Origin of the sequence: Pseudomonas khavaziana (assembly GCF_036704165.1) — a bacterium.
GTDB classification, from domain to species: domain Bacteria; phylum Pseudomonadota; class Gammaproteobacteria; order Pseudomonadales; family Pseudomonadaceae; genus Aquipseudomonas; species Aquipseudomonas khavaziana.
This window is the reverse complement of the sequence record NZ_CP129946.1, coordinates 4,859,873-4,871,971: the sequence shown is the minus strand read 5'-3', so window position 1 is coordinate 4,871,971 and position 12,099 is coordinate 4,859,873. Positions and strand designations below refer to the sequence as shown.

Sequence of the window (12,099 nt, the reverse complement as noted above, 5' to 3'; positions counted from 1 at the left end):
TGTGGAAATTGCCTGCCTTGACCTGGAAGGGGTACTGGTTCCGGAAATCTGGATCGCCTTTGCCGAGAAAACCGGCATTGAGTCCCTGCGGGCCACCACCCGTGACATCCCCGACTACGACGTGCTGATGCAACAGCGCCTGCGCATACTCGACGAGCATGGGCTCAAGCTGGCCGATATCCAGGCCGTTATCGCCACGCTCCAGCCGCTGGACGGCGCCATTGAGTTCGTCAACTGGCTGCGCGAGCGTTTCCAGGTGGTGATCCTGTCCGATACCTTCTACGAATTTTCCCAGCCGCTGATGCGTCAGCTGGGTTTCCCGACCTTGCTTTGCCACCGCTTGATCACCGATGAAAACGACCGGGTGGTCAGCTATCAACTGCGCCAGAAAGACCCCAAGCGCCAATCGGTATTAGCGTTCAAGTCGCTTTACTACCGCGTGATCGCGGCCGGGGATTCCTACAACGACACCAGCATGCTGGGTGAAGCGGACCGTGGGATTCTGTTCCATGCGCCGGACAATGTGATTAGCGAATTCCCGCAGTTCCCGGCGGTGCATACGTTTGAAGACCTGAAGAAAGAGTTTATCAAGGCGTCGAATCGGCAACTGAGCCTGTAAGTTATGCGGCGCGGCTGATTGCCTCATCGCAGGCAAGCCAGTTGCTCCCACCTTCGATCATGTAACGTCAAACGACGCGGTCAACTGTGGGAGCCAGGCTTGCCTGCGTCGGCGTCGGCGCCGTCACCGCCTAACCCTCGGCCAGCAAGCGCTCATAAGGAATACGCAAGCCTTCATGCAGACGCTTGATCATCGACAGGCTCAGCTTGCGCTTGTGGTTCAGCACCTCTGACACCCGCCCACTGGTGCCGATAAACGGCTCTAGATCGCGGGCGGTCATGCCCAATTGCTCCATGCGAAACTTGATAGCCTCTACCGGATCCGAAGGGGGCATGGGGTAATACTCGGCTTCGTACTTCTCGATGAGGATTGCCAGGATTTCCAGCTCATCACCTTCAGGCGAGCCGGGTGGTGCTCCCCATATCTGCTCGACTCGTACGAGTGCCGCAGTCAGGTCTTCCTGGGAGTGAATAGGTTTGATGTTCATCACGCAGTCTCCGCGTTGATCTGGTCGTACTGAGCGTGGGTCCCCACGAACCGTATAAACCCTAGTTGTCGCTGGTAGTCGATCGCCATGATCACTCGATACTTGTTGCCGCCGACGTTGAACACGACCCTGCTGCCCTTAAGAATGCTCGCTGTTCTGAGTTCGGCCTTGAGTGCTTGCGGTGTTGGATAATTGGCCTTTTCCATGTGCCGATACAACTCGACCAGCGGTGTTCTGGCGTCGCTATAAGCTGAATGGCTTTCCCAGAATATTCGTAGGGTGGATAGAGCGATTATCCGCATCGCTTCAACCTCCCGTTTTGGGAGATCATAGGTGCGATTGCGTGGATAGGCAATCTCGGAAATATTTCCAGACGAGGAGGCAGTCGCTTCATGTGATCCTTCACAGGTGGCGGGTGGACGGTCGATCCGGACGCTATCTGCAAGCGTCTATCCCGTCCACAGCGGTTCTGATTCAGGCTTTTTCTATCGCATGGCGTTCTACTCGAACGCTAGGAAGGGGCTGTGCCCTACAGATTTTCCAACGTTTGTAACAACACCCGCACCTTCGTCAACGACTCCTGATACTCCGCCTGCCACTCTGAGTCCGCCACAATCCCGCCACCACCCCAGCAGCACACCTGGCCATCCTTGACCAGCAAGCTGCGGATAGCGATGGAACTGTCCATCTCGCCGCGCACGTCCAGGTACACCAACGAGCCGCAGTACAGCCCGCGGCGGGTGGGCTCCAGTTCGTCGATGATCTGCATCGCGCGAATCTTCGGCGCGCCGGTAATGGAGCCGCCGGGGAAGCTGCCGGCGATGAGGTCCAGGGCATCTTTGTCGTCGGCCAATACGCCGGTGACGCTGCTCACCAGGTGGTGCACGTTGGGATAGCTTTCCAGGCTGAACAACTCCGGTACTTTCACCGAACCGATACGGCAACTGCGGCCGAGATCATTGCGCAGCAGGTCGACGATCATCAGGTTTTCTGCGCGGTCCTTGGGGCTGGCCAGCAGTTCGGCGGCGTGGTCGGCATCCTCTGCGGGGGTTACACCGCGAGGCCGGGTGCCCTTGATCGGGCGGGTCTCGACCTGGCGTTCGCTGATGCGCACAAAGCGTTCCGGGGACAGGCTTAGCACCGCGCCGTCATCCGGCAGGCTCTGGAACCCGGAAAACGGGGTAGGGCAGGCTTCGCGCAACGCGCAGTAGGCCACCCACGGATCACCGCTGCAGGGGGCACGAAAGCGTTGGGCGAAATTGACCTGATAGCAGTCGCCGGCCTGGATGTAATCCTGGATGCGGAGGATGGCCTGGTGGTAGTCCTCGGCACTAAGGTCGGACGCCATGGGGCCTTGAAGCTTGAAGGTCGCAGTTAAGTTGATCACTTCGCTGGCGAATAAGGCAATCAGGCGTTGCTGCTCGCTCTCGGCCAGCGCAGGGTGAAACACCAGCTGGCTGGTTTGCGCCTGGTGATCGCTGACCAGCGCCCAGGCATACAGCCCGAAGCGCGCATCCGGCAGATGCAGGTCGTCCACCGCCAAGTGCGGCATCTGTTCCAGATGCCGACCAAAATCATAACTTAAGTAACCGATCAAACCGCCTGCAAACGGCAAGTCATAGCCGACAGGCAAGGCCGCCTCGCCCAGTTGCGTCAGGTTCATACGCAAGCGTTGTAGGAAATCGCTGCCGTTTTCGTCCGGCCCTACCGTCAGGGTCGCGTCGGGCCAGGCACTGAGCAGGTCATAACGGCCGCGGTCCGCGGTTGGGCGACCGCTGTCGAGCAGCACCGCCCCTGGGGCATGGTGAATCGCCGCAAAATACTCGGCGGGGTTGGCCCGGTAGGGCAACGGGTACACGGAACAGGTCAACATGCGGGGGTGGATCAGCCAATGGCGCGGGGGAGGGGATTGTAGTCTTCTGTAGGATTTGCTCCTAGAGGCAATAGCGGGATATCCATCCCGCCAGGGGTTGGTCTTAGCCCTCAACAGGCGGTATATGCCCAAACATCTCCTGCACGAACTTCACCCGCTCTTGCGGGGTTTCCGTCACGCCGGCAGCTTTGAGTTCCTCCAGTCGCGCCTCTACCGCATGGGTGCGCAAGGTCAGCCCGCAGTCATTGGCGATCTGGATATTCAGCCCCGGCCGTGCATTCAATTCAAGGATCAGCGGGCCTTTTTCCTGGTCCAGCACCATGTCCACGCCGATATAGCCCAGCCCGCACAGCTCGTAGCAGCCAGCCGCAAGCTGCATGAAGCCGTCCCAGTTGGGCAGTTGCACGCCATCCACGGCATTGGTGGTGTCAGGGTGCTTGGTAATGATGTTGTTCAGCCAGGTGCCGCGCAAAGTCAGGCCGGTAGCCAGGTCGACGCCCACGCCAATCGCGCCCTGGTGCAGGTTGGCCTTGCCACCGGACTGGCGGGTCGGCAAGCGCAGCATGGCCATCACCGGGTAGCCCATCAACACGATGATGCGGATATCCGGCACGCCTTCGTAGCTGATGCTCTTGAAGATCTGGTCGGGCACCACGCGGTACTCGATCAGCGCCCGGTCGCGGTGGCCGCCCAGTGAATACAGGCCAGTGAGGATGCTGGAAATCTGGTGCTCGATCTCTTCGTGGCTGATGATTTTGCCGGATACCGTGCGATAGCGTCCTTCAAACCGGTCGGCCACCACCAGGATGCCATCACCGCCTGCACCCTGGGCCGGCTTGATCACGAAGTCGCTGCGCCCGCCGATGATCTCGTCGAGCTTGTCGATTTCCTTCTCGGTGGAGATCACCCCGTACATTTCCGGCACATGGATACCGGCCGCCAGCGCCCGCTCCTTGGTGATGATCTTGTCATCCACAATCGGGTACAGGCTGCGCTTGTTGTACTTGAGCACGTAGTCGGCGTTACGCCGGTTGATGCCCATGATCCCCCGCGCTTCCAGGGCCTTCCAGGTCTTCCAGAAGCCGAACATCAGGAGTCAGCCTTCAAGAACGCCTTGAAACGCACCAGCTCGGTGAGGCGATAGCCGCGATAACGCCCCATGGCCAGCATGAAGCCCACCAGGATCAACAGGATCGCCGGGAAGGTGAACACGAAGTAGATCAGCTCCGGCACGCTCATGATGATGTGCGCCAGGGACGCTGCGAACAGTGTGCCAATTGCCACCTTCAGCGCATGGTTGGCGCCACGCTCCTCCCAGGTGATCGACAGGCGTTCGATGGTCATGGTCAGGATCACCATCGGGAACAGCGCGACCGACAGGCCGCGTTCCAGCCCAAGTTTATGGCTGAACAGGCTGATGGCGGCAATCAGCACCACCACGAAGGTCAACACCACCGACAGCCTCGGCAGCATCTGCAGTTTCAAATGCTCAAGGTACGATCTGAGGGACAGCCCCAGCGCCGTGATGATGGTGAACAGCACAATCCCGAAGCCCAGCTGCGTCTCGCGGAATGCCAGGGCGATCAGCACCGGGGTGAAGGTGCCCAGGGTCTGCAGGCCGATCAGGTTGCGCAGGATCAGGATCACCAGTACGCCAATCGGGATCATCACCATGATCATGAAGGTCTGCTGGGTTTGCAGCGGCAGGCCATATAGGGAGTATTCGAGGAAATTGGCGTCGGTATTCTCGTCGGTCAGCTTGGCCAGGCGAATGGCGTTCATTTCGCTGTTGTTCAGGCTGAAGGTCACCATGGCTTTCTTGCCGCCATCGACCGTGATCAGGTTTTCATCACCAGTCCACCACAGCAGACGGTCGGCTGGCAGGCCCTGTTCGCCGGTTTCCGGGTTGAAGTACAACCAGTCACTGCCATTGAAGCTGCGCAGCCACAGTTCAGGGGTTTGCGGCTGGTCGGCCACCAGGCGGATGGTGTGGACTTTCTCTACCGGCACGTGGGCGATGGACAGCAGCAGCTCGACGATCTTGGCCTTGTGTGGCGTCGACGGGTCGCCGGCCAGCAGCAATTTCACATTGTCATCGTTGAGGTTGTTGGTGCGCTTGATCGCTTCGCTGATAAAGGTCTCGACGTCGGCCGAGTGCTGGCGGATCGGCGCCAGCAAGGCTTCGGCAGCGATTTTTTCCGGGCCTTCCACAGCGATGCTGTCGCGGAATGTGGGGCCCTTGATCTTGACCTTCTCGCCACTGTAGCGCTTGGTCAGCACCAGGCGGTAATACAGGGTCTGGTTGCCCTTGGCCCGACGCGCCGACCAGGTGACCTTGCGATTGCCGTCGATGCGATTGACGCTTACCCCGTAATTGTTCGAGATAAAGCTTTCGTTGAGGCTGACGAAGTCGCGGCTCAGGGGCGGCACGAACATCTGGATCTTGACGGGGTCTTTCGGGTTGGCGACGAACTCGACCTTGGCGTCGATGTTCCACAAGTCGTCGGTGGCATCCTCGGTGACGGGGATGCCCAGCACGAAAATCTGATAGGCGGTGACCGAAATGCCCAGCACCACCAGCAAGGTGATCAGGATTTTCAGGTGCAGGGTCAGAGAGCGCATTCGGTTTACTCGGCGGTGTGAGCGTCGGCGGCGCAGGCGGGTTTGCCTGCTGCGTATTTAAGACTGGGGTCGACCAGCGCATCAAAGCGTTTGAGCGCTTCGGAGCCGATCAGCAGCGGGTATTGGAAAGCGCTGCGGTCAGTCAAGTTCACTTCTATGCTGCGTAAAGCAGTGCCCATGCAGATATCCAGGGCAACCACCGGACGGGCGGTGTAGTTCTTGTCTTCATCGGGGTCGTAGTCGCCGGCGCGGCGTTTGATCTTGCTGACGCGGGCCAGGGGCAGTTCGATGGGGTGAGAGTGGGCGGTGTCGATGGCCAGGTAGAAGCGCACCCAGGACTCGCCGTTGCGCTTGAAACGCTTGATATCACGGGCACTCAGCGAGGCGGTCTTGGCGCCGGTGTCGAGCTTGGCCGCGACTTCCAGGTCGATGCCGTCCAGCTTGGCGTATTCATTGAGGCCATACACCGTCTTCTCGGCGGCGATGCCGAGGCTGGGTATAAACAGAAGGCAGAAAAACAGGGGGAAGGGCTTGAGTCTCATAAATCCTGAGGCGGTGCCGTGCGATGTTCAATTCAAGGCGACTGGCATTGCTGCGCAAACTCCCTCGTGCGCCGTTTCATCCAGAGATGTCAGGCAAATACGCGGGGCATTCTAACATGATGCTTTTTTGGCGCCAGCGCTGGCAGGCGGCCATGCCCGGCATAAGTAAAGCGAGTGCATTAGACGATTGTCGACAATATCTAATTATTCTTTGACTATTACGGGTGGATTGGCTAGTTTTTGCCGCATTGATTTTAAAGGTGTCGACAATATGCTCGATCAGGCGGAAATTCCGATAGCGACGTCAGACGAATCCCAAACCATGTCTGAGAACGTGTTCCGTCGTATCCAGGCGGCTATCGTCAAGGGCGAGATTGCCCCCGGCAGCAAGATCTCCGAGCCGGAGCTGGCACGCACCTACGGTATCAGCCGCGGCCCGCTACGCGAGGCGATCCATCGTCTGGAGGGCCAGCGCCTGCTGGTGCGCGTGCCCCATGTTGGCGCGCGGGTGGTGTCTTTGAGTCATGCCGAGCTGGTAGAACTCTATGAAATCCGCGAGTCCCTCGAAGGCATGGCCTGCCGGCTGGCTGCCGAGCGCATGACCGACGCGGAAATCGAAGAGCTGCGCCAGGTATTGCACACCCATGAACGGGATGCGGCATTCCAGGCCGGCGTCGGTTACTACCAGCAGGAAGGCGACTTCGACTTTCATTACCGGATCATCCAGGGCGCCGGCAACCGTACCCTGACGCAAATGCTGTGCGGCGAGCTGTATCAGCTGGTGCGCATGTACCGCATCCAGTTCTCCGCCACCCCCAATCGTCCACGCCAGGCCTTTGCCGAGCATCACCGCATTCTTGACGCGATTTCCGATCGCGATGGCGAGCTGGCCGAACTGTTGATGCGCCGTCATATCGGTGCATCCAAACGCAACATTGCCCGTCACTTCCCGGACGGCGCTCCTTCATCACGAGGTGAGTCATGAGTTCCAACAACAACAGCACTCCCGGCCAGCGTTTCCGCGACGCAGTTGCCAGCGAAAAGCCCTTGCAAGTGGTCGGCGCAATCAACGCCAACCATGCGCTGCTGGCCAAGCGCGCCGGCTTCAAGGCGATCTACTTGTCAGGTGGCGGGGTAGCCGCCGGCTCGCTCGGCGTGCCGGACCTGGGTATTACCGGCCTGGACGACGTACTCACCGATGTGCGGCGCATCACCGACGTATGCGACCTGCCGTTGCTGGTGGACGTGGACACCGGTTTCGGCTCCTCGGCGTTCAACGTGGCGCGCACCGTCAGGTCGATGATCAAGTTCGGCGCCGCGGCCATCCATATCGAAGACCAGGTCGGCGCCAAGCGCTGCGGGCATCGCCCCAACAAAGAGATCGTGTCCCAGCAGGAAATGGTCGACCGTATCAAGGCCGCCGTGGATGCGCGTACCGATGACAGCTTCGTGATCATGGCGCGCACCGACGCCCTGGCTGTCGAGGGCCTGGAGTCCGCCCTTGAGCGTGCCGCGGCCTGTATCGAAGCCGGTGCCGACATGGTCTTCCCGGAAGCCATTACCGAACTTGAGATGTACAAGCTGTTTGCCTCCCGCGTAAAGGCCCCGATCCTGGCGAACATTACCGAGTTCGGCGCAACCCCGCTGTACACCACCGAACAGTTGAAATCTGCCGATGTTTCCATTGTGCTGTACCCGCTCTCGGCCTTCCGCGCCATGAACAAGGCCGCCGAGAACGTCTACACCGCGATCCGTCGCGATGGCACCCAACAGAACGTGATCGACACCATGCAAACGCGCATGGAGCTCTACGATCGCATCGACTACCACACCTTCGAGCAGAAGCTCGACGCGCTGTTTGCCGCGAAAAAATAATCACACGGCAGAATACCTGTAGGAGCGAGCTTGCTCGCGAAGATCGTCAACGATAACGCGGCAAACCTGGAGAAACGCGATGCCCTTGCGTTTTTCGCGAGCAAGCTCGCTCCTACAGAGTATGAGCTGGACGGCTCCCTGATAATTACAAAATTGGAGAAGAACCATGGCTGAAGCAAAAGTATTGAGTGGCGCCGGCCTGCGTGGCCAGGTGGCCGGGCAGACTGCCCTGTCTACCGTGGGCCAGGCCGGGGCCGGCTTGACTTATCGTGGCTACGACGTGCGCGAACTCGCTGCCGATGCGCAGTTTGAAGAAGTCGCCTACCTGTTGCTGTACGGCGAACTGCCGACCAAGACCGAACTGGCCGCCTACAGCGCCAAGCTGAGCAAGCTGCGGGACTTGCCCCAGGCGCTCAAGGAAGTGCTTGAACGCATCCCCGCCGACGCGCACCCGATGGACGTGATGCGCACCGGTTGCTCGTTCCTGGGCAATATCGAGCCGGAGAAAGATTTCAACGTACAGCGCGATGTCACCGACCGTCTGCTCGCCGCGTTCCCGGCGATCATGTGCTACTGGTACCGTTTCAGCCACGACGGCAAGCGCATCGATTGCGTGACTGATGAAGCGAGCATCGGCGGTCATTTCCTGCACCTGCTGCATGGCAAGAAACCCAGCGAGCTGCACGTCAAAGTCATGAACGTATCGCTGATTCTCTACGCCGAGCACGAATTCAACGCCTCGACCTTCACCGCTCGCGTGTGTGCCTCGACCTTGTCCGACCTGTACTCCTGCGTCACCGCCGCCATTGGTTCCCTGCGCGGCCCGCTGCACGGCGGCGCCAACGAAGCGGCCATGGAAATGATCGAGCGTTTCTCTTCTGCCGAAGACGCTGTCGAAGGCACCCTCGGCATGTTGGCGCGCAAAGACAAGATCATGGGGTTCGGCCATGCCATCTATAAAGACAGCGACCCGCGTAATGAAGTGATCAAGGGCTGGTCGAAAAAACTCGCTGATGAAGTGGGCGACACCGTGTTGTTCCCGGTCTCCGAGGCCATCGACAAGACCATGTGGGAGCAGAAAAAGCTGTTCCCCAACGCCGACTTCTACCATGCCTCGGCGTACCACTTCATGGGCATCCCGACCAAATTGTTCACGCCGATCTTCGTGTGCTCGCGCCTGACTGGCTGGGCCGCGCACGTGTTCGAACAGCGCGCCAACAACCGCATCATCCGTCCAAGCGCCGAGTACATCGGCGTTGAGCAGCGCAAGTTCGTGCCAATCGAACGTCGCTGAAAACCAACGCTTCCAGAATTGGAATGAGGCCAAAAATGTGGGAGGGGGCTTGCCCCCGATAGCATTCTGTCAGCTGATACAACTGGCACTGAACCACCGCCATCGGGGGCAAGCCCCCTCCCACATTTGAACTGCATTTCAAATCTGGATCAGTAGGTCCCTTTTGTAATCACCGTGACCGAGTCCTGACGATGAACACTGAGTTTCGCAAACCGCTCCCCGGCAGCCGCCTGGATTTCTTCGACGCCCGTGCGGCTGTCGAGGCAATCACCCCCGGCGCCTACGCCACCTTGCCCTACACCTCGCGCGTGCTTGCCGAGAACCTGGTGCGCCGTTGCGACCCGGCCACCCTCAATGCGTCCCTGAGCCAGTTGATCGAGCGCAAGCGCGATCTCGACTTTCCGTGGTTCCCGGCCCGCGTGGTATGCCATGACATCCTCGGCCAGACTGCGCTGGTGGATCTCGCCGGCCTGCGCGATGCTATCGCGCTGCAAGGCGGCGATCCCGCCCAGGTCAACCCGGTGGTGCCGACCCAACTGATCGTCGACCACTCCCTGGCCGTCGAGGCTGGTGGTTTCGATCCGCAGGCATTCGAGAAAAACCGCGCCATCGAAGACCGTCGCAACGAAGACCGCTTCCACTTTATCGAGTGGACCAAAAAGGCCTTCAAGAACGTCGATGTGATCCCGCCGGGCAATGGCATCATGCACCAGATCAACCTGGAGAAAATGTCCCCGGTAATCCAGGTGCGCGACGGCGTTGCCTTTCCGGATACCTGTGTCGGCACCGACAGTCACACTCCCCATGTGGACGCCCTGGGCGTGATCGCCATCGGCGTCGGCGGCCTGGAAGCCGAAAGCGTGATGCTCGGCCGTGCATCGTGGATGCGCCTGCCGGAAAGCGTCGGCGTGGAATTGACTGGCAAGCTGCAACCCGGCATCACCGCCACCGACATGGTGCTGGCGCTCACCGAGTTCCTGCGCCAGCAGAAAGTGGTCGGCGCCTGGCTGGAGTTCTTTGGCGAAGGGGCTTCGGCACTGACCCTGGGCGACCGCGCAACCATCTCCAACATGGCCCCGGAATACGGCGCCACGGCAGCGATGTTCTATATCGACCAACAGACTATCGCCTACCTGAAACTCACCGGCCGCGAAGATGAGCAAGTCACCCTGGTGGAACAGTACGCCCGCCACACCGGCCTGTGGGCCGATGACCTCAAGGGCGCGCGGTACGAGCGCGGCCTGACCTTCGACCTCTCCAGCGTCGTGCGCAACATGGCCGGCCCGAGTAATCCTCACGCCCGTGTCGCTACTCGCGACCTGGCATCCAAAGGCATCAGCGGCCAGTGGGACGAAGTACCAGGTCAAATGCCCGACGGCGCGGTGATCATCGCTGCTATCACCAGTTGCACCAACACCAGTAACCCGCGCAACGTGATCGCCGCAGGCCTGTTGGCGCGTAACGCCAACAAGCTTGGGCTGACCCGCAAGCCGTGGGTCAAGTCGTCCTTGGCGCCGGGCTCAAAAACCGTGGCCATGTACCTGGAAGAAGCTGGCCTCGGCCATGAGCTGGAAAAGCTCGGTTTCGGCGTGGTGGCGTTTGCCTGCACCACCTGCAATGGCATGTCCGGTGCCCTCGACCCGGTGATCCAGCAGGAAATCATCGACCGCGACCTGTATGCCACCGCGGTATTGTCGGGCAACCGCAACTTCGACGGACGCATCCACCCTTACGCCAAGCAAGCCTTCCTGGCGTCGCCGCCGTTGGTGGTGGCCTATGCGATTGCCGGCACCATCCGTTTCGATATCGAGAAGGACGTGCTCGGCCTGGATGCGGACGGCAAGGAAATCCGCCTGCAAGATATCTGGCCGAGCGACGAAGAGATCGACGCGGTGGTCAAGGCATCGGTCAAGCCCGAGCAGTTCCGTGCGGTGTACATCCCGATGTTCGCGATCCACGAAGACACCGGCCCCAAGGTCACCCCGCTGTACGACTGGCGCCCGCAGAGCACCTATATCCGCCGCCCGCCGTACTGGGAAGGCGCGCTGGCCGGTGCGCGACCGCTCAAGGGCATGCGCCCGCTGGCGGTGCTCCCGGACAACATCACCACCGACCACCTGTCGCCGTCCAACGCGATCATGCTCGACAGCGCTGCGGGTGAATACCTGGCGAAAATGGGCTTGCCGGAGGTCGACTTCAACTCCTACGCGACTCACCGTGGCGACCACCTGACTGCGCAGCGCGCTACTTTCGCCAACCCGAAACTGTTCAACGAAATGGTGCAGGAAAACGGCAAGGTCAAGCAGGGCTCCCTGGCGCGCATCGAGCCGGAAGGCAGGGTCACGCGGATGTGGGAAGCCATCGAGACCTACATGGAACGCAAGCAGCCGCTGATCATCATTGCCGGCGCCGACTATGGCCAGGGTTCGTCCCGCGACTGGGCAGCCAAGGGCGTGCGCCTGGCCGGTGTGGAAGCGATTGCCGCCGAAGGCTTCGAGCGCATCCACCGCACCAACCTGGTGGGCATGGGCGTGTTGCCCCTGGAGTTCCTGCCAGGCACCGACCGCCACACCCTGCAGATCGACGGCAGTGAAACCTACGACGTGGTCGGCGAGCGCACCCCGCGGGCGCAACTGACCTTGGTGATCAACCGCAAGAATGGTGAACGTGTCGAAGTGCCGGTGACCTGCCGCCTGGACACCGCCGAAGAAGTGTCGATCTACGAAGCGGGCGGCGTGTTGCAACGTTTTGCCCAGGACTTCCTGGAATCGGCGGCGACCGCCTGAA

Annotated in this window: 12 protein-coding genes; 6 read left to right on the top strand and 6 right to left on the bottom strand. The window is 60.4% G+C overall.

Features of this window, described 5'->3' with window-relative positions:
- Position 1: 1 nt before the first annotated feature.
- Positions 2-619: a bifunctional phosphoserine phosphatase/homoserine phosphotransferase ThrH gene (gene thrH, locus QYQ93_RS21655; RefSeq protein ID WP_043047099.1), complete on the top strand. Its 618-nt coding sequence runs from the start codon at positions 2-4 to the stop codon at positions 617-619.
- Between the two features lie 130 nt (positions 620-749).
- Here thrH and QYQ93_RS21650 read toward each other — a convergent pair whose 3' ends face one another.
- The 6 genes from QYQ93_RS21650 to QYQ93_RS21625 form a co-directional block, all read right to left on the bottom strand.
- On the bottom strand, positions 750-1,106 hold the full coding sequence (locus tag QYQ93_RS21650; protein WP_043047098.1) for a helix-turn-helix domain-containing protein: 357 nt from the start codon (positions 1,104-1,106) through the stop codon (positions 750-752).
- The gene (locus tag QYQ93_RS21645) at positions 1,106-1,408 is read right to left on the bottom strand and encodes a type II toxin-antitoxin system HigB family toxin (RefSeq protein ID WP_043047097.1); all 303 of its coding nucleotides are present in this window, start codon (positions 1,406-1,408) and stop codon (positions 1,106-1,108) included. Before QYQ93_RS21645 ends, QYQ93_RS21650 begins: the two co-directional genes overlap by 1 nt.
- Before the next feature lie 227 nt (positions 1,409-1,635).
- A complete protein-coding gene (pabB, locus tag QYQ93_RS21640) occupies positions 1,636-2,979 on the bottom strand; it encodes an aminodeoxychorismate synthase component I (protein WP_043047096.1) in 1,344 nt (447 codons plus the stop codon).
- 103 nt (positions 2,980-3,082) lie between these two features.
- Positions 3,083-4,069: an alpha-L-glutamate ligase-like protein gene (locus QYQ93_RS21635; protein WP_005790412.1), complete on the bottom strand. Its 987-nt coding sequence runs from the start codon at positions 4,067-4,069 to the stop codon at positions 3,083-3,085.
- Positions 4,069-5,601 (bottom strand): inactive transglutaminase family protein, encoded by a 1,533-nt coding sequence (locus QYQ93_RS21630; RefSeq protein WP_043047095.1) that lies wholly within the window; start codon positions 5,599-5,601, stop codon positions 4,069-4,071. Before QYQ93_RS21630 ends, QYQ93_RS21635 begins: the two co-directional genes overlap by 1 nt.
- 5 nt (positions 5,602-5,606) lie before the next feature.
- Positions 5,607-6,143: an ATP-dependent zinc protease gene (locus QYQ93_RS21625; RefSeq protein ID WP_043047094.1), complete on the bottom strand. Its 537-nt coding sequence runs from the start codon at positions 6,141-6,143 to the stop codon at positions 5,607-5,609.
- A 271-nt stretch (positions 6,144-6,414) separates the two neighbouring features.
- On the opposite strand from QYQ93_RS21625, the gene QYQ93_RS21620 reads away from it, so the two are divergent.
- From QYQ93_RS21620 to acnD, 5 genes are all read left to right on the top strand, one after another.
- Positions 6,415-7,128: a GntR family transcriptional regulator gene (locus tag QYQ93_RS21620; RefSeq protein ID WP_043047093.1), complete on the top strand. Its 714-nt coding sequence runs from the start codon at positions 6,415-6,417 to the stop codon at positions 7,126-7,128.
- Positions 7,125-8,018, top strand: a complete 894-nt coding sequence (prpB, locus tag QYQ93_RS21615; protein WP_043047092.1) for a methylisocitrate lyase — start codon at positions 7,125-7,127, stop codon at positions 8,016-8,018. Before QYQ93_RS21620 ends, prpB begins: the two co-directional genes overlap by 4 nt.
- Before the next feature lie 30 nt (positions 8,019-8,048).
- Entirely contained in the window at positions 8,049-8,192 is a 144-nt protein-coding gene (locus QYQ93_RS28615) for a hypothetical protein (protein ID WP_164486652.1), read from the top strand.
- On the top strand, positions 8,185-9,312 hold the full coding sequence (prpC, locus tag QYQ93_RS21605) for a bifunctional 2-methylcitrate synthase/citrate synthase (protein WP_124379005.1): 1,128 nt from the start codon (positions 8,185-8,187) through the stop codon (positions 9,310-9,312). The genes QYQ93_RS28615 and prpC overlap by 8 nt, the downstream gene beginning before the upstream one ends.
- 191 nt (positions 9,313-9,503) lie before the next feature.
- Positions 9,504-12,098: a Fe/S-dependent 2-methylisocitrate dehydratase AcnD gene (gene acnD / locus QYQ93_RS21600; RefSeq protein ID WP_338475442.1), complete on the top strand. Its 2,595-nt coding sequence runs from the start codon at positions 9,504-9,506 to the stop codon at positions 12,096-12,098.
- Position 12,099 lies beyond the last annotated feature (1 nt).